This window comes from Paraburkholderia sp. DHOC27 (genome assembly GCF_003429005.1).
In the GTDB taxonomy this organism is placed as follows: Bacteria; Pseudomonadota; Gammaproteobacteria; order Burkholderiales; family Burkholderiaceae; genus Paraburkholderia.
This window is the reverse complement of the sequence record NZ_QVQV01000002.1, coordinates 580,844-601,201: the sequence shown is the minus strand read 5'-3', so window position 1 is coordinate 601,201 and position 20,358 is coordinate 580,844. Positions and strand designations below refer to the sequence as shown.

The 20,358-nt window shown below is 60.5% G+C and carries 17 protein-coding genes and 1 pseudogene; 8 read left to right on the top strand and 10 right to left on the bottom strand.

Annotated elements, in window-relative coordinates; all coding sequences use genetic code 11:
- Window positions 1–510 precede the first annotated feature (510 nt).
- Complete coding sequence (locus D0B32_RS10910) at window positions 511–813, top strand: HNH endonuclease (RefSeq protein ID WP_117333951.1); 303 nt, start codon at window positions 511–513, stop codon at window positions 811–813.
- A 1,088-nt stretch (window positions 814–1,901) separates the two neighbouring features.
- On the top strand, window positions 1,902–2,600 hold the full coding sequence (locus D0B32_RS10905) for a hypothetical protein (protein ID WP_117333950.1): 699 nt from the start codon (window positions 1,902–1,904) through the stop codon (window positions 2,598–2,600).
- Here the strand turns inward: D0B32_RS10905 and D0B32_RS10900 are convergent.
- On the bottom strand, window positions 2,589–4,070 hold the full coding sequence (locus D0B32_RS10900) for a site-specific integrase (RefSeq protein ID WP_117333949.1): 1,482 nt from the start codon (window positions 4,068–4,070) through the stop codon (window positions 2,589–2,591). The two genes, D0B32_RS10905 and D0B32_RS10900, sit on opposite strands and share 12 nt — an antisense overlap.
- Before the next feature lie 206 nt (window positions 4,071–4,276).
- On the opposite strand from D0B32_RS10900, the gene D0B32_RS10895 reads away from it, so the two are divergent.
- On the top strand, window positions 4,277–6,919 hold the full coding sequence (locus D0B32_RS10895) for a mechanosensitive ion channel family protein (RefSeq protein WP_117333948.1): 2,643 nt from the start codon (window positions 4,277–4,279) through the stop codon (window positions 6,917–6,919).
- Between the two features lie 328 nt (window positions 6,920–7,247).
- Here D0B32_RS10895 and D0B32_RS10890 read toward each other — a convergent pair whose 3' ends face one another.
- Window positions 7,248–7,928: a cysteine dioxygenase family protein gene (locus D0B32_RS10890; RefSeq protein WP_259294954.1), complete on the bottom strand. Its 681-nt coding sequence runs from the start codon at window positions 7,926–7,928 to the stop codon at window positions 7,248–7,250.
- A gap of 141 nt (window positions 7,929–8,069) precedes the next feature.
- Here D0B32_RS10890 and D0B32_RS10885 point away from each other — a divergent pair, with 141 nt between their 5' ends.
- Together D0B32_RS10885 and D0B32_RS10880 are read left to right on the top strand one after the other, a co-directional pair.
- A complete protein-coding gene (locus D0B32_RS10885) occupies window positions 8,070–8,552 on the top strand; it encodes an Lrp/AsnC family transcriptional regulator (protein ID WP_117333946.1) in 483 nt (160 codons plus the stop codon).
- A gap of 155 nt (window positions 8,553–8,707) precedes the next feature.
- Window positions 8,708–8,902: a hypothetical protein gene (locus D0B32_RS10880; RefSeq protein WP_117333945.1), complete on the top strand. Its 195-nt coding sequence runs from the start codon at window positions 8,708–8,710 to the stop codon at window positions 8,900–8,902.
- A gap of 140 nt (window positions 8,903–9,042) precedes the next feature.
- On the opposite strand, the gene D0B32_RS10875 is transcribed toward D0B32_RS10880, so the two are convergent.
- Complete coding sequence (locus D0B32_RS10875) at window positions 9,043–11,694, bottom strand: FUSC family protein (protein WP_117333944.1); 2,652 nt, start codon at window positions 11,692–11,694, stop codon at window positions 9,043–9,045.
- 257 nt (window positions 11,695–11,951) lie between these two features.
- The gene (locus D0B32_RS10870) at window positions 11,952–12,593 is read right to left on the bottom strand and encodes a VC0807 family protein (RefSeq protein ID WP_117333943.1); all 642 of its coding nucleotides are present in this window, start codon (window positions 12,591–12,593) and stop codon (window positions 11,952–11,954) included.
- 120 nt (window positions 12,594–12,713) lie between these two features.
- Here D0B32_RS10870 and arfB point away from each other — a divergent pair, with 120 nt between their 5' ends.
- On the top strand, window positions 12,714–13,118 hold the full coding sequence (gene arfB, locus D0B32_RS10865; RefSeq protein WP_117333942.1) for an alternative ribosome rescue aminoacyl-tRNA hydrolase ArfB: 405 nt from the start codon (window positions 12,714–12,716) through the stop codon (window positions 13,116–13,118).
- Between the two features lie 163 nt (window positions 13,119–13,281).
- On the opposite strand, the gene D0B32_RS10860 is transcribed toward arfB, so the two are convergent.
- The 4 genes from D0B32_RS10860 to D0B32_RS10845 form a co-directional block, all read right to left on the bottom strand.
- Entirely contained in the window at window positions 13,282–14,556 is a 1,275-nt protein-coding gene (locus tag D0B32_RS10860; protein WP_117333941.1) for an EAL domain-containing protein, read from the bottom strand.
- Window positions 14,557–15,204: 648 nt separating this feature from the next.
- The gene (locus D0B32_RS10855; RefSeq protein WP_117333940.1) at window positions 15,205–15,462 is read right to left on the bottom strand and encodes a DNA-binding protein; all 258 of its coding nucleotides are present in this window, start codon (window positions 15,460–15,462) and stop codon (window positions 15,205–15,207) included.
- A gap of 176 nt (window positions 15,463–15,638) precedes the next feature.
- A complete protein-coding gene (locus D0B32_RS10850; protein ID WP_117333939.1) occupies window positions 15,639–15,860 on the bottom strand; it encodes a hypothetical protein in 222 nt (73 codons plus the stop codon).
- A 365-nt stretch (window positions 15,861–16,225) separates the two neighbouring features.
- Window positions 16,226–16,903 carry a YdcF family protein gene (locus D0B32_RS10845; protein ID WP_181969777.1) on the bottom strand — a complete coding sequence of 226 codons (678 nt, stop codon included), beginning with the start codon at window positions 16,901–16,903 and terminating at the stop codon, window positions 16,226–16,228.
- 319 nt (window positions 16,904–17,222) lie between these two features.
- Between D0B32_RS10845 and D0B32_RS10840 the strand changes: the two genes are divergently transcribed.
- Entirely contained in the window at window positions 17,223–17,543 is a 321-nt protein-coding gene (locus D0B32_RS10840) for a hypothetical protein (protein WP_117333938.1), read from the top strand.
- A 404-nt stretch (window positions 17,544–17,947) separates the two neighbouring features.
- Here the strand turns inward: D0B32_RS10840 and D0B32_RS10835 are convergent, their stop codons facing one another.
- Both D0B32_RS10835 and D0B32_RS10830 read right to left on the bottom strand, forming a co-directional pair.
- Window positions 17,948–18,199 (bottom strand): hypothetical protein, encoded by a 252-nt coding sequence (locus D0B32_RS10835; RefSeq protein WP_117333937.1) that lies wholly within the window; start codon window positions 18,197–18,199, stop codon window positions 17,948–17,950.
- Window positions 18,200–18,616: 417 nt separating this feature from the next.
- A pseudogene (locus tag D0B32_RS10830) lies at window positions 18,617–19,012 on the bottom strand (transposase); the annotation flags it as partial.
- Window positions 19,013–19,420: 408 nt separating this feature from the next.
- Here D0B32_RS10830 and D0B32_RS10825 point away from each other — a divergent pair.
- Window positions 19,421–20,323, top strand: a complete 903-nt coding sequence (locus D0B32_RS10825; protein WP_117333936.1) for a LysR family transcriptional regulator — start codon at window positions 19,421–19,423, stop codon at window positions 20,321–20,323.
- The last annotated feature ends 35 nt before the right edge of the window (window positions 20,324–20,358 follow it).

Here is a 20,358-nt window from a genome sequence, read left to right as displayed (position 1 = left end):
TAACGATAACAATGTGTGTCCGTCCTGTGGGGAGCGTTTCCGCTCCTCACGGGGGTTTGAGGTGCACCGCACGGGGAGCTTTGGTGAGCGCAGGGACGACGGGACCTATGAACCCGCCAACAGGCGTTGCAAGACCCCTGATGAGATGACACGGGCCGGTATGGTGAAGAACCGGCGGGGTTTATGGGTTACCAGTGCGTTCAATTTGCCACTCGGTTTGTACCAAGGAGCCGTTGGCGGACCTGAGGCAATGGATAGGTAGCCTGAGGGCCTCCCAGAGGCTTCTAGCCTCACGTGCGCGCCCACAACGCTGAGGACTAGCCGTAACTGACCGGGATTAAGAGCTAAGGTGCGTTTTCGGGTAAATATTTGGACTTAGCGTTGTTTCAAAGGGAACCTGTCGGATTCCACGCTGTTGAACTCCACAATTGCACCACCCCGCCCCAAAAGGCGCGGGTGCGCCGTCTGTAGAACTCCCGCGGCCCCAACCGTTCACTATTGAGGTAACTATTGAGAACTACACGCAGTAGAACTAGCGGCAACGCACATTTACGCCTTACTGGTAGAGCCTTGCAATCGCGCAACCTAAAGGTAAAAGAAGCGGCTTGCTATTGTTGTGCCAAGTGCGGCATCGCCACAACCTCAGGTCAGGTAGACCACATCAAAGCGATTGATAACGGTGGTACGGATGATCCGATCAACTTGCAATACCTCTGTGTCGATTGTCATAAGGTTAAGACTGCAAATGACTTGGGACACAAAGTTAGGCGAGCGTTCGGACCAGATGGTATGCCACTGGACGGAAGTTGGTAGGCACTCTATTAGTAAAACTGAGACACGTTACAGATGAAAATAACGAATCTAACAGGATGGAAAATTCGGTGCAGTAGTGCAATGCTCAGTACACAGGTTTTCGCTAGTAGGAAATCTGCTAAGGAAATAGCGGACTGGTTTTATGAATGTAGACCACATACGAGAATGAGAGATAGACCATATAGGCTTGTAAAGAATCGCTGTACCGTCACATGACCGGACGCGCTAGACGTAGACCAGGGCAGCGAGCGACAGCGAGCAAAGCCCTAGGTTACGGAGACTATGATCTAACTAAGGATAAACAGATTCGAGCTAGAGCAAGATTCCATAACATCTCGTTAGGTCAGGCTATCCGAGAGTTTGACGTTAAACCGTATCTTGTGGTCAAGATGTGTAGTAGTTATGTCGCCAGTAACAAGATAGACTTTGCCGAGAATAATGAGATAACCTGTAAAGAACTAGAAATTATCTCTAAGATAGAAAGCCATGATGGTGATAAAGATAGTATCCCATTTGGTATGTCTGACAGTCTCTATGAGAGTATTCATGTGTATGCTCGTGGTCTACTGACAAGCGAGCTAGCGAAAGCTAAGCGAGCAAGGCACATAGGTAATGTAATCAAACACGTTTCTACGATGAGTCTTGATCCTCGGTACGTGCTTATGGATATTGATAGCTGTTCACAAGATAGTATTCCTTATTAGATCGGTCCGCTAACGCGTACCGCCATGCGACCAAACCGGCCCGCTGGCGCAAGCCTCTTGGTCTTATGGATAGCCGTCTACGAGGGGTAACCAGTCTTTACCTATGAGTTTATATGGTTCTGCTACGGGAGCTATAAGGGGACCTAGGCGCGACAAGGGTTTGCGGGCTGTTCGGCTTCGTTGCCTAAAAAATGGTCAAGCCCTGGCGCGGGTTTGCAGGGTGTGTATAAGTTTGTGTACGCTTCGTTGCCTATTTTTTAAGCATGACCTTTGTCAATACTTTTACGAGCCGAGTGACACCTAGTATGTACTCCGATTCAAACTGTTGAGTTATACGCAACGGGTCCTTACACTTAGTCGGTAACTTGACTGAGAGGTAGCGCAATGGATAAGGATTATTGGCCCCGTCTACACAAGCTCAGCCATCTACCCGTCACGGTCTATGTTGGTCAATCAACGTATGTGCCTCCCGGGATTGGAGAAGCTTACGCGCGCCTCGTTGGGTACTTTGAGCTTGGTAAGCATGAGGAGGAGAACATGCAACAAAAGATGGTTCTCCGTGACAAGGTTGATCTCATCTTTGAACTGTCGGGACCGAACCACCAACCGCGAAAGATGGATGACGGTACGTTGATTCCGCACCGGGTCACCGTACAAGAGACGCTGAGTTTTAGTGACCGCGCCAATTTCTTCAAGCTCTTTACGATGATGAATCAAGCGCATGGCGGACAGTTCACGCATATGGCCCAACTCCTGGGTAAGGCGTTCCGTGTGGAGGTGTTCCACCGCAAGAGCGCTGACGGTAAAAAGGTCTACGCAAACCTCAAGGGGCCGAATGGTTATTCGGTCGGAAGCGCTGGCCGTCACAACGTCGATCCACCAATTACGGCGCTTAGGTACTTTATATGGGCGTGGTCGTACTCGGATATGTGGGAGTCAATCTACATTCCCGGAGAGTATCCGGCCACTTTGGACGATAAAGGCGGTGTTATTAGCCCGGCCCGTTCAAGGAACGTGCTACAGGAGCGTATCCAGGCGGCTGTAAATTGGTCGGAGCATCCTCTTTCGAAGCTAGTTAGGTAGTTGCAATCCGTGATACCTGACGCGTTCAATAGCCTCTGCAAGCGGCCGGAGCGGCCAGTAGTCATCTCCATAGCTCCGCGCTACGCTGCCTGTGCTATGGCCGGTCAACGCGTCGCTCACGTCCTCAACAACTCCTCCCTCCCGGAGGGCATTCTTGAACCCATGTCGGAAGCTGTGGAATGTCTTGCGCGGGTCTGTGATTTTGCATACGTTGCGCAAATGCTTACTGAACGCATGTGAGTATTGAGCAGTAATGCGCCCAAGCTTGTTCATTTTTAGTTCCGGAAATAACCGCGCGTCGTTCGAGAGGCTACGTGCGTATTCCACGAAGCCCAACGTTACTAGCTCCGGGTGCACGGGAATGCGCCTCTTGCTGGACTGACTCTTTAGGGCTTGCTCGTCTCCCTCGTCAGTAGCATAGATTACTTCAACGCTATGCCGTTTGCCGGTTGCGTCCGTGTAATGCTCGGTCTTTATATCGTTAGCACGTAATTGGCCAATCTCCATCATGCGCATTCCCGTGAATATTGAAACTAAGGGTAGCCAATATCTGGAGGGCTTGACGTCATTTTTTCTGAGGGTGGGCAAGATCGCGTTTAGGTCATCAACCGAAAACGGTACGCGCGCCTTCACGCTGCGTTGCTTCGTGGCGTCCAGCTTTACAGCGGTAGCCGGATTGGACGCTAGAAGGTCATCCGACACACACGCTGAGAATAGGGCTTTCAGCAGAGACAAATAGGACCGTTGGGTTGATCTGGAGTGCTCGTTGAGGGAATCAAGGAACGTGGTTACGTGTTGTTTGGTAATAGCCGTGAGTGACAGCGGCATACCTGACCTACGAGCCAGTTCAATAACGCGCTCCATCATATTGACGGATGCCAAGGTGGGGTTGCGGCGGCGTTGCCATGTGGCGAGAGCATCTACGAGCGTCTTGCCGGGTGCTGTCGCTGTGCGCGCGTAGCCAGCAACCACAGGGGAATCGTTGAGCGGCGTAGCCTGGGGGAAACGCGCCGGAGCGGCTCCGATGACCCTAGACAGTATCTTGGTCATTGTGTCGTTCAAAAACTCTTGGCGTCGCTCCAGACGTCGCTCTTGGCGAGCTTGGCGAGCTTCAATTTCGAGCCAGGACGCCTCCTGCTCGTGTAGCAACTCTCTCGTTGCTATGTGTTGCTGTTCCTCATACTCATCTCGCTGGCGGAAGTACTCCTCGTCTTCGGCAGATGGGCGAGTTGCCGGAGCGTTTATGGTGGGTTGTGTAGCCGGTTGAGGTTGACTTAGGGAGCGCCGCGCAAGCGCGAACATTTCATCAACTTCAACATCCACCTTGCGGGCGCGTAGGCGGGCCTCGGCGGGGTCGGAGGTACCAAGCGCACGGGTTATTTCGGTCTTGCCGCCAAGGACATCTACAAGGGCTGTAGGTACCCTGCGGCGATAGTAGTATCGTGCGTCTCTGCGAGTTAGGTGTTCCATATTTTCCTTACGCCCCCGTCCCACGTGGTACAGACGCGTAACACTGTGGGATACCACAAAGCCTCTAAAAGCCGCGCTAGGCAAGGGTATCAAGCATTATAGGCAGTTCCCATGTGGGAGGGGCGAAACATTCGGTTACGCATGCAGATGCCCGCTTGAGGCAACTGCGGCTAAACTTGGCGTCTCCCGTTTTGGTGCGAATTGCCATGAAGTCATGCCCGCCGCGGCGTGAATCCGGGGCTGCGCCGTTCCCAGGCGGGTCCCCGGCTGCTCACGCCGTTAGTCTCTTTGGACTGTCCACGCTGCTTATACGGCTGGTTTTTCAGCTGTTTTGCCAGTTCTCGCGCCCAGACGCCCAGCGCTACGGCGCGCGTCGTGCCGTGGCGCGCGCTGCGCCACTGAGCGCGTGGCGGCTCGCTCCGGCACTTGCTTTATTCGTCTGCCTCGCTTGCGGGCCCGTCGCCGCGCAAGCGGCCGGCACCCCCGTGATTCCGGCGCTGCAGAGCCTGATCAATAGCGCCACGGCGACACCTGCCTCGGCGGCGTCGGCGGCTGACGCTGCGTCCGCGCCATCGCCGGCGAGCCAGGCGGAACTCGCGCAATCGCTCGACAGTGTGATCGCAACCCTCGACAACGACCGCCAACGCACCGCGCTCGTCGCCCAACTCAAGAAGCTGCGCGAAGTCAGCCGCACGGTCGCGCCGCCCGCGCCCGCGCAACCGAGCCCCGGCTTGCTGGGCGCGATCGCCTCGGGCATCGCCACGTTCGAATCCGGGGTCCATCAAGGGGTTACGCCGCTGCGTTACTGGGCGGGCCGCTTCAATGCCGCCGGCAACGAGTTGTACACCATCGTCTCCAGCCAGGGCCACGAGAGTCTCGGCAAGATCCTGCTCGACATGGCTTCGATGCTGGCCGGCTGGGGCGCGTGCGCGTGGGGTTTGATCTACGTGCAGCGCAGGCTGTATGCACGCTTCAACGTGGTCTACGGCCTCAAACCCAATCCGACCACACGCGAACTGCTGATCTTCGCGTTGCGCCGCGTCGGCCCGTGGATCGTGGCGTTTCTCGCCGCGCTGATGTTCGCGCGCGCCATGCCGGACGCGCTTGGCCGCACGCTCGGCATGGTGGTGACGTACGCCATCGTCGCGGGCGCTGTGTTTTCCGCGATCTGTCTGATCATGTTCTCGCTGTTCGGCTCGGGCCATCGGCGCGTGGCGGTGCGTGTGCTGCTCGAACATGCGCGGCGCCTCCTGTTCGTGATTGGCGTGTGCGGAGCGTTGGGCGATGCGGCCGTGAACTACGACGTCGCGCACGAGATCGGCACCAACCTCGCGGAGTTGATATCCACTGTGGCCAACATGACGGCCGCTGTGCTCACCGGCTATTTCGCGCTGGCGTTCCGGCGCCCGATCGCGCATTTGATCCGCAATCGCGCGTACGAGCCGCGTCACGATCATCGCGCCGCGACGGATGCTTTCGACGTGCTCGCTTCGCTGTGGCACATACCGGTGCTGCTGCTCGCGAGCGCGTCGATCATTGCCACGGTCGCGGGTTCCGGTTCAGACGAGAACGTGCTGCAGATTTCGGTTGTGACGGCCCTGTTGCTGGTGCTGGCCTTCTTCCTGTCGGCCATCGTGCTACGCATGACGCGTCCGCATGATCCCCGGCGGCGGCGTCGTTCGCCTTATCTGACACGGCTGCTGCGCTTTGTCGGAACGCTCGTGACGCTGTTTATCTGGCTAGTGTTTCTGGAACTGGCGGCGCGTTTGTGGGGCGTGTCGCTCGCGAGCGTGATCGAGGAAAACGTCGCGGCGCGTGGCATCGCGCACGCGGTGATGGCGATTCTCGCCACCTTGTTCATTGCGTGGCTGCTGTGGATCCTGGTCGACACGGCCATCACCGAGGCATTGAGTCCTGGCGGTCCGCGCAACAAGTCACGCAATGCCAGCACACGTGCGCGGACCATGCTGCCGCTGATCCGCAACGCGCTGCTGGTGACCATCGTGACGATCGCCGGCATCGTGACGGCAGCGAATCTCGGCATCAACGTCACACCGCTGCTCGCGGGTGCGGGGGTAATCGGCCTCGCGATCGGCTTTGGCGCGCAGTCGCTCGTCACCGATCTGATCACCGGCCTGTTCATTCTCGTCGAGGACACCATTTCGGTGGGCGACTGGATCGACGTGGACGGTGGCCATGCGGGCACGGTGGAGCATCTGTCCATCCGTACCGTGCGGCTGCGCGACGGCCAGGGCGCCATTCACGCCATCCCGTTTTCGCAGATCAAGATCGTGAAGAATCTTTCGCGCGACTATGCCTACGCGGTCTTCGAGGTACGGATGGGATTTTCCGCCAACGTCGATCAGGTCACCCAACTGATTCGTGAGGTCGGGGCAGATCTGATGGCTGATTTCCGTTACCGCCGTGAGATGCTGGGCCCGATCGAGGTCTGGGGACTCGACCGCTTCGACCCGAACTGGATGGTCGTAAAAGGGCAGATCAAGACGCGGCCGTTGCAGCAATGGAGCGTGGCACGCGCCTTCAATCTGCGTCTGAAGCGCAAGATGGACGAGGCGGGCATCGAGATCCCGGTGCCGCAGATGCGGATCTACACCTCGGCCAAGGACGAAGAAGGTCAAGTGATGTCCGGCGAAGAAGTGCTTCAGCGGGGTCACGTCGAGCCGCACCACGCGGCGCATGTCGAGCCGGGTGCGATGCGCGCCGGCGGACTGAAAGTCGCGGGGGCGCGTGATGTGTCGCACGAGCCGAGGCCCGCGCCGCCTGCGACGGGTGACACTGCACCGACGCCGCCGCAGATTCCGACGGCAGGTGACGGGGGGAAGGGCTAGGTTGTGAGTGGGGAATAGCGGAATGCGGCGAGGCCCGCGCCGCCTGCGACGGGTGACACTACACCGACGCCGCCACAGATTCCGACGGCAGGTGACGGTGGGAAGGGCTACGTTGTTAGTGGGGGGAATAGCGGAGCGCGGCGTTTCGCTGCTGGGTGAGGCGGGAGATGCGAGAGGGGCCGGAGAGGCTTAAGGGCCGAAGAAGCTGAAATGGCCGAAGAAGCTGCGATGGCTGAGGCGGCTGAAGGTGCGAAGGGCGAAGGGCCTACAAGGGCCCACGAGTTCAGCGGCTCAAGACTGCTAGCCCTTACTACCGCCTGACCGCCACTTAGACCAGCGCGTTTTCCGCCGCGTGCGAATCTTCGAGCAGATCGTTCACGTGCGTGGCGATCTGCGCACCTTCCACGCCGTAGATATGCAACGAGACGGCCAGTGCGTCGCTTGCATTGCCGAGCCGATGAATCCCGCCGCGCCCGGCGCGTACAAACGAGACCGCACCACGCTCCCGTGGATGCGTGCGCGTTTCACTGGCGCACTTCTGCGCGTCGCACCAACTGTAGACCGTCTCCGACAATCCGCCATCCAACACCACATATCCACACCACGTTTGATGTGCATGAATCGGGCTGGCCTGCCCCGGCGCCCAGACCAGCGCGGCAATCGCGTATCGACCGAGCGGGTCGGCTGCCAGCAGGTGGCGACGGTAGGTGTCGGTGGCCCCCTCGCGTTGAGCGGCACTCAGCCACGCGCAATCCGCGGCGGCTTCGGCCAGCGCCGCACGCACGCCCGATGCGAACGCGGCACGTTGCGATGGATCCACGGCGTCGGCGGATTGCTCGAAAGCCGCATCGAGCGCCGCGCACAGCCGCTTGAGCGGCTCCGGTGCGCACGTCGAACACGCTGCCGCGGACTCTACCGCTGAGGTCGAAAACGCACCGGCCATGCCAATGGCGTTCGTGCTGACCTCAACGCGGGAGCGTGCAAGAGGAGAGTAGGTGTCGTGGTTCATGGCCGGCGGGGATGATGGGCTGGTGCCTTGTTGTGTGATGAGCGGACAGGAATATTTATACCGGTTTGCACCGAGAAATAGTTTCCATATAATTCCCTCACATCCTGAAAAAGTAGAATAATTTTCTAGACAAGGGCCGTCATGGGAATGGATATCATTGATCGAAAGCTGCTCGAACTGCTTCAGGAAGACGCCACCATGCCTGTGGCCGAACTGGCGCAGCGCGTGAATCTCTCGCAGACGCCGTGCTGGAAACGCCTGCAACGGCTCAAGGACGCAGGCGTAATTCGCGCCCAGGTGGCGCTATGCGATGCGCGCAAGCTCGGGGTCGGGACGACGGTGTTCGTCGCGGTGCGCACGAATCAGCACACGGAAGAATGGGCGGCGACTTTTACACGCGCCGTGCGGGATATTCCCGAGGTGGTGGAGGTGTATCGGATGAGCGGCGAGACCGATTACCTGCTGCGTGTCGTCGTCTCCGACATCGACGATTACGACCGTGTCTACAAGCAATTGATTGGCGCCGTGCCGCTCTACGACGTCAGTTCGAGCTTCGCGATGGAGCAGATCAAATACTCGACGGCCTTGCCGGTACGGCCGTCCGCGGTGGCGGAAGGGCGCTAGTCGGACGGCGGTGAGAGTGTCGCAAAGCGCGAGGGTCGAGGCGTGCCGGAAAGGGCCGCGAGCGGGCCTGGAATATGCGGCTGCAAGGCATGTGGAAGGCAGGTGGGCGTAGAATGCCACCCTTCCTGGACTTTACCCATGAGCCGAGTTGCCCCATGAACGAACCGCGCAAGAAGAATCCCACCTTCGGTATCGCCATCTTTATCGTGGTCGCGGTGCTGCTGGTCATTGCGACGCTTCTCTACAACGCGATCAGTGGCAAGCGCGAGTTCGACCGGGACAATGTCAGCCCGCCTTCGGTGGCATCGACAGCCGCGGCGGCAGTGGGAGCGAAGGGCGCATCGCAGTGAAGCGGGTGCGGCCAACGCTTCCGCGCTGAACCTTCGAGCGTCGCCTTGGGCGTCTCTCTGAGCGTCCTCTCAGGCGTCCCTCAAGCATTCGCTCATGCGGCCCCTCAGGCGTCATCTCAGGCGCCCTCTCATGCGTCCTGTCATGCGTCCGGCAAACGGATCACACTCGCGTCCCGGCGGATCAGGTTGGCTGCGGTGAGCATCTGTTTGCATTGGTGAGCGAGCAGCTTCAACTCGTGCACTGCGTCCGCTGAGTAGTCGGGCGACTTCTCCGCCTCCACCACCATCGTGTCGAGTTCCCGCGCCAGCTGCTTCGTCATCTCCGCCTGATCGGGCGGCGGTGCGCTGCCAGCCTCGGCCTCCGTAAGGTTGTCGCGCACTACGCTCAGCACTCGTTGCAAGGGTTGCAGGGACACGCTCTCCGGTTGCTGCGCCGAGATGCGCAAGAGCGGCGCCGCTGCGGTGATCTGCGATGCCAGCACGTGGCTGCGCACCAGCAGATCATTGAGTTCCGGGACAAACTTCTGCGCAGCTTTTGGCTCCAGCATCATGCGCTGGAACGCCTGACCGAGATTGGCAAAGGCCACATGGACATTCTTGCGCGCGAGGCGGTAGCGATAGTCGCGTTCGAGGGCCAGCGCGGCGGCTGAGGCGGCGTTATTGGCGGAAGGCTGGGGATGGGTAGACGTGCTTGAAGCAGAAGCGGCAGCAGAAGCCGCAGAAGCAGCGATAGCAGAAGCGCCCGCAGGCGACGATACCGTCGCGGTTTGCAGAGGCACGCTGCCCGCATCCGCACTCGTTATCGCCGCAACGTTCTGAACCGCGCGGTCCTGTTCGAGCGTCGCCATTGCCATAGCTGCTGATTCGACCGTTTCGGCCGGGATCTCTTGCATTGCCGCTGCCTCGGCGCCGATGGACCGACCTTCGTTCGACGCCCCCGCCTTTGCGTTCACACCCACCACGGAAGGCGCCACGCCGCTTCTGGCGGCGGCGAAACTCACGCTGGGGTTCGCCATTGCCACGGCTGGCACCCGTGCGCCAGACTCGGTGACGACCTCGGCGGCCACCGGTTCCGGTTTGCCGCCCCACCACCAACTCGCCTCAAGGTATTGCCGCGTCGCGGCAATCATGCTGTTGACGAGTTTGCCCATCAGCCGGTACTCCCAGTATGGGAACAGATGGCTCGCGGCAATCGCGATGGCGCAGCCAACCAGCGTGTCGATGGCGCGCTCGCCAATGATCCGCATGCTGCCCGGCGCCAGCAGATGGAACATCAGCAGCACGTAGGACGAGGTGAACACCACGCTCGCCGCGTAATTGAACAACAGCAGGCTGTAGCTCATCACCATGCACGCGAACATCACGACGAGCAGCACCGCGGGCTGCTTGACGAACACGATGAGCGCGATGCTCGCCGCGCAGCCAATCAGCGTGCCGACGATCCGCTGCCCGTTGCGCTGTTTCGTGAGCGAATAACCGGGCTTCAGAATGATGACCGTGGTCATCACGATCCAGTAGGCGTTGGTGAGCGGCAGCAGGCGCCCGAGCCAGAAGCCGACCGCCACCGCGATGGTCACGCGCAACGCGTGCCGAAAGCTCGGCGACGCCATGGTCAGGTTCGAGAAAATCTGCCCGAACGGCACACGGCGGCTCGACACGAAACGCGTCAACGCCTGGTCGAGACGCAGCTCCGTTTCGGTGGTACGCGCCTCACTCGAAAGACTCTGACGCATCTTGTCGATCAGGCGCGTGGCGCTCCACAGGCGCCGGAAGGTAGCCGACACCGCCGAATACGCCTCCGGATTTTTCACCGGCAGATCCTGCTTGCGCATCAGCTCGATCTCGAACTCGATGGCGCGCAATTCAGCCTTGACGTTGACGCGGCTGCGCGGGGGATGGTTCTGCAGCACCGCCAGGCCAATTTCCTCGAGATCGGCCGCGGCCTTGCGAATCAGGTCGCGGTAGAACGTCAGCATGTCCGAGCCGCCGAACGTGTTGCGCACCATCGGGTAATCGGTATGCGCACCCACGAACAGCTCGTGCAGGTCCACCGTGTTGATGAACAGATTGAACAGCATGGCACGGCGTGGCTCGAGCTTGCCCATTTTCAGCTTGGGCAGATTGCGCAGCACGATGTCACGGGCCGCGTCCTGACGTTCCACTGCCGCGATCTGCCGCGCGACGAGGTTGCGGTAACAGTCGTCGAGATCGTTGTCCAGATCGTAGAAATCCGCGCGCGCGAGCAGATAATCCGCGCACGCAAACACGCTTTCAGCAAGCGCCTGCTGTTCGATGCGATGCATTTGCCAGCGGCTCACGAAGGTGGACCAGTACGTGTAGAAGAGGCCGCCCGCGAGAATCCACGAAGCGTTGACGAGCGCCTGCAGCGGCGTGAAGTGCTCTTCAAGCGTCATGATCATCATGAAGAGCGTGGCAAAGCTGATCTGCGGCCAGCGGTTGCCGTACACCACGATCAACGACAGCACGAACGTGAGCGGTACGACAGTGCACCAGAGCGCCACCGCGTTGACCGTGGCGAGCCCGGTAGCGAGCGCCGACAGAAAGCCGATGACGCTGCACGCAAGCATTTCGTTGTGCTTGTACTTGAGCGGACCCGGCATGTCGACCACGCATGCGCCCAGTGCGCCGGTGGCGATGGTAAAGCCGAGGTCGCGCTGGTGGAACAGCAGCAGACAAAGCACGGGCGGTAAAGAGACGCCCACTGCGATCCGCAGCCCGCCATAAAAGTACTGGCTATAGAGGAATTTTTTGATCTCTACCGAATAGCGCATCGACTGCCTGGTTTTCGTACCACGCCAAAAAGGATTGTAGGGACGGCCCCAAAACCGTGACTGAGTCTAACTGATTTTATGGGGCTTCTGACCTCGGCCATTCGGCCAGGTTTCGTTGTGTTATTGATGTTGCTATGCTGGTGGCCGTCGCTTCAATGGGCCGCGCAATGCAGGATTGGACCGGCTCGTTGGCGGCTCGGTTGCAGATGCGCGAAACGCTGCACAGAATCGTGATCAATGAACGCCACGGTGGCGCGCTAGCCGAGGATGCTGTCCGGTTGGCCGTCCTGGTTCGCGCGGCGTTGCAGGGTCTTGCGGTACCACAGCGTCCATGCCAGCAGTACGCCGTAGATGCCGTAGCCCACCAGCGGGGAGACCACGAGGAAGCGCTCGATTGGCCAGGTCCAGGCCATCCACGAACGCACGGTGGTTTCGCAGGTCAGGCCAACGCCCCAGACCGCGGTCATCAGGCGCATTGATACGGCAAACGCGGGGCTGTCGTGCCACAGTGCATCCAGACGCGCGGCCCCGCCGGCTACTTCGCGCGCAATGGTGGCGCGGGCCAGGTAAAAAATCAGCGGTCGGCGCATGGGCAGTGAGAGCAGAAAGGCCACGCCCACGGCGCCGGACACCAGCGATTCGCGCAGCAGCAACATGCGCGGACTGCCGCCCAGCGCCATTGCGCCGATCGAGAGCGCGATGCCGAGCAGCACGATCAGGCTGAGCGCGTCGACGCGGCGAAAACGCGCCAGCTCGACGATGCTCCATAGCACCGGGGGCACGGCTGAGGCGATCAGGCCACCGGCTTCTCCCCAGCGCGGCGCGGCGAACTTGTAGGCGAGCCACGGCAGGAGGAAATTGACGACGAGTTCCAGCACGAAAGCAGGACGCAGTTTCATGTTGACTGACGTTGTAAGCGATGGGTGCAGTATCCGCGAGGCGCCGATGACGGGCAACTGCTTTAGGATGGGCGCCGCTTTCCCTGTGTACACTTGCGCTTCGTTGTTCTATACCCGGCCATGACTTCCCGCTATCCGATCCCGCCCGACGAAATTGAACTCACTGCTGTGCGCGCACAAGGGGCGGGCGGGCAGAACGTCAACAAGGTTTCAAGTGCGATTCACCTGCGCTTCGACGTGCGCGCGTCGTCGCTGCCCGAGGTGCTCAAGATGCGGCTGCTGGCATTGTCGGACCGCCGCCTCACGCGCGATGGCGTGGTCATCATCAAATCGCAGGAACATCGCACTCAGGAGATGAACCGTGCCGCCGCGCTGGCGCGTCTCGACGAGCTGATCCAGAGCGTCAGCATCACCCGCACGCCGCGCGTGGCGACGCGACCAACGCGCGCATCCATTCGGCGTCGGCTGGACGGCAAGGCGAAGCGCAGCGAGATCAAATCCGGACGCGCCCGCGTGGATGACTGAAGCCGATTGGCCGGTCCGCGCTCGTGCGAGTGGTCGCTGAAGGCGCGATTGAATGCGTAGTTGAGTGCGTGAGACGCAGCCGCAACGGCGCGCATTACTGCGGGCATGACTGCGCGCAACTGCGTGTGACGACACACGTGATTGAACTAGCCGCGGAGCGCGTTTATCGCCGGGATTTTCCCGACACGCCGGGTATGAAATCGACGCACAGAATCGCCGTTTCACCATCGCGTTCGAGCGTCACGGCCGCGGTATAACAATCTTCGCCGTCGATCAGCGAGTAATGCGGGCCCATCATCGCGACCCGGCCTGGCGCGGCCAGCGCGTGCTTGAAATAGGCGCGCCGTGACCAGTTGCTGCGGGTGGTCGCGAGGAGCGGTGCGAGGCGCTGCGGTGGTGGCGGAACAGAGGGCGCGCAGACCGAGGGACGCTTCTGCTCGCCTTGTGCATCCGTAACGAACACCCGGCGTGCCTCGGGAATGTGAAAGACTTCCTGGGCTGCCTGCGCGAGGTCGCCACTGCCGGCGAAGCTGCGCGCGGCCGCCAGCACGGCTTCGGCGAACCCCTCGAAACCCAGGCGCTGATGACGGGCATGTTTGCGCTCGTAATCGGCAAATTTGCGCCACATGGATTCGATCAGCGCCGGCACCTTCGCGCATGCCGCCTGTACCGAACCCTTCGGTTGACCGAGCCAGAAACCCTGCACGAAGTCGACGTCGGCTTGCATCAGGATCATCAGTTCATCGTCGGTCTCGACGCCTTCAGCGAGCACCAGCGTGCCGGATTGATGCAGCATGGCGATCAGGTGCCCAATCAGCGATTCGTCGCCCTGGCGCTTGCCGGCTCGCGCCACCAGCGAACGGTCGAGCTTGACGATGTCGGGACGAAAGCGCCACACGCGGTCGAAATTGGAGAAGCCCGTGCCGAAGTCGTCGATGGCGATCAGGAAGTCTCGCGGTTGCGAAGCGGTCAACATGCTGGCAACCGCGGATTCGTCGTCGGCCGGCTGTTCGAGTACCTCGATCACGATGCGGTCCTGCGGCAGTCCGAAATGCGCGGATAGTTCGTCGATGAACGCGCGTTGCGGCCAGCCGGTTTCGAACACCTGCGGCCGCGTATTGAGGAACAGCCAGCCAACCGGGACGTTCTGTTCCATGAAGTTGGCGACATGCAGGCAGCGTGCAATGCGGTCGAGTTCGCGGGCTTCGTTCGCGGAGCGCGTGCCGGAGAAAAGGACATCGGGCGACACCGGCAGACCGACCGGATCGAAGGCGCGCAACAGCGCTTCGTAGCCGACGATCCGCTGATGCGTGATCGACAGCACTGGCTGAAATACGCTGTGCAGCGTGAGGGCGCGCCATGTCGCGGTCCAGCCGCTTTCATCGCGCACCAGATGGGGCAGCAGGCCGCTGAGTGTCAGTTCTTCGACGGAAGGCATGACGATGCGCTGCCAGGCAGGTTGAACAGTGAGAGACGGAGACCGCTGCGCGATGCATTGAACATGCACGGGGCAACGGCGCTGGCAGGGCAGTCCGCACGCTTACTGGAGATGCGCAGATCAATACCAGCCATGCTGGCCCCCGACAGAGTGGTCGAAAAACAGTCTAGCAAGTTGGACTCGGTGTGAATGTACGCGGAATCACACACTGTCCAACGCGCACGAATTTAAGAATACGCTAGCACGGGCGCCCGGCATATACACGCCAAACTCCAGGTTCGCCGCTTGTCCGAAAAGGGTAGGCCGATGCCGGCCGTGCGCTTGCCCGGAGGTAAGCCAGCGCTTCTATTGCGCGCAGATTGGGAGGGCGGTGAATGCGATGCGGGTTGGTTCGCGGCAACCTGGAATGGCGGAAATCGCAGTGCTCGCACGCCGGAAGGCAACGCTCGCGTCATAGGGAAATGCACCACCGCGCTGGCCTGGTTTGTTGGCCCGGCTGCAAGAATCGGGACGAGGCAATCGTGTCCCGACTTTTTACAGACGTCTCGGTTCGTGCTCGTCAGAGCGTTTCGTCTGACAGAGTGTCGACCCAGGGCGCAGGCATCACGTCGGCGTCACGTTTGCATTACGCCTACGCCCGCTGCGGCATCAATGAGTCGACTGTGGGACGTCGAGAATCAGGATGATGGTCCAGTCCGCATCGCCGTCGTGATGATACTGACGCTCCGCGACGATAAACGGCTGTTGCTTGCCATCGGGGCCGAGAAACAGCACATCGCCTTCCATAGGCAGGCACTCAACCGGGGGCAGCGCGAGAAAGGCTTCCTGACCGCCGCGCGGCATCAGCTTTTCGATCTTGCGCGATGCCGCTTCGGTCCATTCGATGTCCAGCTGGATGTTGCTCATTCTGTCCTCCGCACCAGGGTGCGCACGGGTTGGGGGTAGTTCGGTGCGCGACTTTAGCATACCGTCGCGAGGCGCCACGACGCAAAAAAGCCGAAGCCGGTAATGCCGGCTTCGGCTTTTTCACATTTACAACGCTGCTGCGAGGAAGAGCAGGGCAGCCAACCGCTCAGCAGCGGTTATTGGCTAGCAGCCTTCTTGTGGTGCATGGGCGCCTTGTGGTGTTTCATCGGCATGTCGGTGTGCATGCTTTGCTGCTGGTCTTGCAGTGCCTGAGCGCGCTGCTCGACGTCGGCTGCCTTGGCCGGATCGGTGCTCATCGTGACGCCGTTGTCCTGCGCGTAAGCGGCGCCCGTCAGGGCCGAAAGAGAAACGAGGATTGCCAGGGACACTTTCTTCATCTTTACCTCCGTAGAGTGGTTGTGGCCACGGACAGTCTGTCCGGTCGTAAGGACACTGCATTCTAGCCAGCAATATCCGCTCCAACAGACCCTTTGTAACAGATATGACAGATAGTTACATTTAGTTACGACTGTGAAAGCGCTTGTCAGCTTGGATCTGTCGGGCGAGGCTCTGTGAAGGTGTAATGATTACCGGAGTGCGGTCAGCAGAACGAAGGACAGGAAAAACAGTATGCGCCGCGCTCGCGCCGCACGCCTCGCCGTCTTGGCAAATTACGCAAGCTTTGGTGACACACCAGATGCCAGATATCACACGTGGCGTTGGCTCAATTAGTTGGCATACCTGATCAATTTGAAACGGTGGCCTAGAACCAGCCAAGCAGGCGATAAACATAAAACTGGGCGATACCGATCAACTCATGCATCGCAAGGTCTGCGGCCATCAGATTGTCGAAGCGCGGCAATACGCCCGGTTGTACATGGCGCGTATTCGAGACCAGCGGTTCGGGCTGCAATCCGAAGCGATGAAAATCGAGCAGCGCGCGCGGCATCTGGTAGGCGGAGGTGACCAGAATCAGTCCGTCGTAGGGCGTGTCGCGCAAAATCGCAGCGACGTTGCGCGCGTTTTCGTAGGTGGTGCGGCTGCGGTTCTCGAGGATGACGTCCGCCCGGGGCACCTGTTTCGCGAGAAGATAGGGAAGGTAATTATCGGCCTCCGACGCTTCGTGCTTCTGCGGATTGCCACCCGCGATGATGACTTTGCACATGGCGCCGCTGTGTTTGCAGGCATCGTAAATCGCCGCACTCGTGCCGATGCGGGCAAAGGCGTCTTTCTTCGGCACCAGTTTGTGGTCCGCGTCATATTCGGTGCCGGTGCCGAGCATGACGATCATGGTGCGTGCCCCATAGGTCAGCGGCGTCGGCGCAGCGGGAGTGGGCGGCCGTTGAGCCCAGTCGAGCAGCGGGGCCGCGAGCCAGCCCGCCGCCAGCAGCCAGAAGAAGATGACACCCGTCACCGCAACCACGATGCGCGCCTTGCGCATTAGCAGAATTGCTGCGAAAAAAAGCGTCAATAAAATGAATAGAATCAATTTAAATGGGGTAACGTATGGTTTTCAGGGCATTCACGCTGCTGCTATCGCACCGCTCGGGTTGCATCGCAGGCACGTGGACCGAACGCTATCATGGGTTCGGATCGGGGGTCCCGAATAGAGGAATGACAGGCAGCGCCTGGCGGAAGACGGTGACTTCGCGCATTGCGATGGAAGCTTCCGCCACGAGTGGGTGCTACGCGCGTCACTGGTGGCGCGGTGACGGGCTGCACGAAGATGTGTCATGGCTGCACTTTAAGAAAGAAGTGAGATGACAACGTATTCCAACGAAGTAGTTCTTGAAGCGCTGCGGCGGGCGCAATACCGCCAGGTCCCCTGGGCCAGACGTCCCGGAGTATTCGAATATCTGCGCGCCCTTGGCTTGATGGAGACGGTCAGGCAACGCACAGTTGCACCCGCTCCGGGGTTTCACGCACCAGTCGATATCGCCGTCCTCACCGAGCGCGGCCGGGCTGAATTTACCCGGCTCGAGCGCGATGAACGATCGCTCAGCTGGACCGCGCGCAAGTTGAACGACTACGTCGCCGTCGCCGCGGAAACCCGCACGGTTGATCTGGAAGTGCGCCCATAGGGCTTCGTCCGGTTCGTCGCGGTTTTTCCGGTCATCTGGCGCAGGAATGCGCCAGCGGCGCATTGCGCCTCAACGCTGCCGCAATGCAGCCTCAATGCATGGTTAACGCTGAGCGATTTCACGCGTAGCGTGATTTCGACCTTGCTTCGGTAACACACCCTTACATGCATCGGCCACTCTGCGCGGGCTAATGCACCCGAACGCGCTTCGCGTGCACCTTAAGCTGCACAATTCAAGGCAAAAAAAAGCCCGTATCGCGAGGATACGGGCGTACCGGAATTACTTCTGCCACGCTGTGCTAATGGCATGAATTGAGACTGGCGCATGACCGCCTGGTTCCCCTCGATTGGCCAATCTGGCGCCGGGGTATACCCGTTCGCATCACGCTTATTTCCTCAGATTGCTTAGCGATGACGCGGCCCTCCGCCACGCGACGGGTCGGGCCGCTCGCGCACGTTGCTCGCGATATCGCCGCGCAGATCGCCCCGCGGCGCGGGCGGCGTGAAGTCGCGCGGGCGTTCGTCCTGCTGCCATGCTTCCAGGGAAGCGGCTCGGTCCGGCCGCCAGTTCCATCCCTGGGGTTTTTGTTGTGCTAAGACCGGTGCGGCGAATGATGAAACGACAATGCCGCACAGAAGCAGTGACATTGGTTTCATGCTGGGCTCCCTTCAAACCTGACGTGGCAGGCTCGTGTGCATAGTCATACGGTATGCTGAGGAGCGAAAGCGCGCTGTAAGTAATAGTAAATGGATGTTTCAACGCGCCGCGTCGGGCACGGTGAATGACTACAAGGTAATGAATCGCAGGGATTCGATGCAGTGGTGGCGACGGAAGGGCCGGCGGGCGATCCTTCCGTCTATGTGCCAGTGCAGTGCTTTAGTGCAGTGCCTCAGTGCAGTCCCTTAGCGCCGTGCTTCAGTGCCGTGTATTGGCGCTGCGCTTTAGCGACGGCTTCACGGCTCGCGTGCACAGGTGAGCGGGTCTGGAGACGTCCACGCAAAATCCAGTGCGCCGACCCCAGATACACGTTGGGCGCCTTGCCGGCGCCCAACGCGAAAACCTCAGGATGCTCAGGCCATCTTGACCGGAGCGCGCCACGATTCCGGATTGGTCCAGAACGCGCCGCGCAGGCGGTCGCGGCTCGGCGGTGCCGGCGGTTTGGCAGCGGTGGCGCCGATCCGGCCGCGCAAAGAAATTTCGCGTCCGCTCGTGCCCAGTCGTTTAACTATTTCGGCGAGGGTACCATCGGCTTGCCACTCGTCGAAGCGGCGGCGGCAGGTCGGCGGCGAAGGGTAGCGGCCGGGAAGCTTGGACCAGCCTTCTCCCGTCGACAGTACCCAAAGAACCGCATTGACAACCGCGCGCGCTTCCACACGTGGCCGACCGCGTCGTTCGCTCCGTGCAGGCTCCGCACAGAACAACGCCTCGACCAGCGCCCACTCGTTGTCTCTCAAATCGTCGAACAGCATCATGTCTCACCTCAGCGAAGCTAACTCCGGTGCGCTGCCCCGCGCCGCGCACTCTGCATGCACTCAATCGCGAGTGCCAGGCGGGGTCGGGCTTGTCATGCTCTGCTGATCCAGTCAGATCCATGACGCCGACCCAGTGCGCATCCAAATGCACGAAGCGTGCCATCTATTAAAAAACTACCTCGAAGCCCCGTCATTGCGGGCCAGCGCGGGCGTTAGTCAGGGGCGTATAAGAATCCAAAATGACGGTCTCGCAAATCGGGACAATCACCAATCTTGTGCAATCAAGCCCGCCTGGCGTGCGTCTGCGCCTTATTGCTGCATCGCAGCGAAACATTGGAAGAGGTGCGATGCGTGAAAAGAAACAATAGAATGCTCATGAACATGTGGGATTAATGAGGGTTGTGGATGAATGTGACGCTGCGTCAACTCAGGGTTTTCATCGAAGTCGCGCGTCTGCAGAGCTTTAGCCGGGCGGGCGACGAAATTGGCCTCACGCAGTCGGCGGTAAGCCGCTGCGTGCGCGAACTGGAGTCGGAGATCGGCCTGAAGCTGATCGACCGAACCACGCGCGAGGTGCAGTTGACGGATGTGGGCGGCAACCTGGTGTCGAGCGTCTCGCGCCTCTTGACCGATCTCGACGACGCCTTGCGCGAAATTCGCGAGATCGGCGAGCAGCGGCGTGGACGGGTGGTGGTGGCCGCGAGCCCCACCGTGGCGTGCCGGCTGATGCCGCAGGTGGTGGCCGCCTGCATGCAGCAGTTCCCGTTCATCACCTTGGGACTGCGCGACGATGTCCAGAGCGACGTAGTGCGCAAGGTCAAATCGGGTGAGGTCGATTTCGGCGTGGTCATCGGGCCGTTCATCGCGGACGATCTGCTGGGCGAGCCCTTGATGACTGACTCGTTCTGTCTCGTGTCACGGGCCGACCATCCATTGGCGGACCGTCAGCAGGTGGCGTGGAGCGAACTCGAAGGGCAGCAACTCGTGATGCTCGACCACGCGTCGGGCAGCCGGCCGATCATCGACGCCGTCATGCTGGAACAGGGGGTGAGCGCCACCGTGGTGCAGGAACTGGGGCACTCGGCGACAGTGTTCGGGCTGGTGGAGGCGGGCATCGGCGTCAGCGTGTTGCCGTGGCTGGCCTTGCCGTTGCCGGCGGACACCTCGCTGGTGGCGCGGCCGCTGGTGCCGCGTGCCGAGCGCACGGTCGAACTGGTGCGGCGGCGCGACCGCTCGCTCTCGCCCGCCGCGCAGGCCGTGTGGGGCTTGATCCAGACGCTGCCTGCGCGGGCCGAGGATCTGCGCTGATGGCGGCTGACGGTGGCTGGAGGCGGGCACCGCGG

Excerpts from the sequence above, each read along its gene's own strand:
- D0B32_RS10905 (WP_117333950.1), top strand. The coding sequence starts at position 1,902 with ATGGATAAGGATTATTGGCCCCGTCTACACAAGCTCAGCCATCTACCC.
- D0B32_RS10900 (WP_117333949.1), bottom strand. The coding sequence starts at position 4,070 with ATGGAACACCTAACTCGCAGAGACGCACGATACTACTATCGCCGCAGG.
- D0B32_RS10895 (WP_117333948.1), top strand. The coding sequence starts at position 4,277 with ATGAAGTCATGCCCGCCGCGGCGTGAATCCGGGGCTGCGCCGTTCCCA.
- D0B32_RS10890 (WP_259294954.1), bottom strand. The coding sequence starts at position 7,928 with ATGAACCACGACACCTACTCTCCTCTTGCACGCTCCCGCGTTGAGGTC.
- D0B32_RS10885 (WP_117333946.1), top strand. The coding sequence starts at position 8,070 with ATGGGAATGGATATCATTGATCGAAAGCTGCTCGAACTGCTTCAGGAA.
- D0B32_RS10880 (WP_117333945.1), top strand. The coding sequence starts at position 8,708 with ATGAACGAACCGCGCAAGAAGAATCCCACCTTCGGTATCGCCATCTTT.
- D0B32_RS10875 (WP_117333944.1), bottom strand. The coding sequence starts at position 11,694 with ATGCGCTATTCGGTAGAGATCAAAAAATTCCTCTATAGCCAGTACTTT.
- D0B32_RS10870 (WP_117333943.1), bottom strand. The coding sequence starts at position 12,593 with ATGAAACTGCGTCCTGCTTTCGTGCTGGAACTCGTCGTCAATTTCCTC.
- arfB (WP_117333942.1), top strand. The coding sequence starts at position 12,714 with ATGACTTCCCGCTATCCGATCCCGCCCGACGAAATTGAACTCACTGCT.
- D0B32_RS10860 (WP_117333941.1), bottom strand. The coding sequence starts at position 14,556 with ATGCCTTCCGTCGAAGAACTGACACTCAGCGGCCTGCTGCCCCATCTG.
- D0B32_RS10855 (WP_117333940.1), bottom strand. The coding sequence starts at position 15,462 with ATGAGCAACATCCAGCTGGACATCGAATGGACCGAAGCGGCATCGCGC.
- D0B32_RS10850 (WP_117333939.1), bottom strand. The coding sequence starts at position 15,860 with ATGAAGAAAGTGTCCCTGGCAATCCTCGTTTCTCTTTCGGCCCTGACG.
- D0B32_RS10845 (WP_181969777.1), bottom strand. The coding sequence starts at position 16,903 with ATGCGCAAGGCGCGCATCGTGGTTGCGGTGACGGGTGTCATCTTCTTC.
- D0B32_RS10840 (WP_117333938.1), top strand. The coding sequence starts at position 17,223 with ATGACAACGTATTCCAACGAAGTAGTTCTTGAAGCGCTGCGGCGGGCG.
- D0B32_RS10835 (WP_117333937.1), bottom strand. The coding sequence starts at position 18,199 with ATGAAACCAATGTCACTGCTTCTGTGCGGCATTGTCGTTTCATCATTC.
- D0B32_RS10825 (WP_117333936.1), top strand. The coding sequence starts at position 19,421 with ATGAATGTGACGCTGCGTCAACTCAGGGTTTTCATCGAAGTCGCGCGT.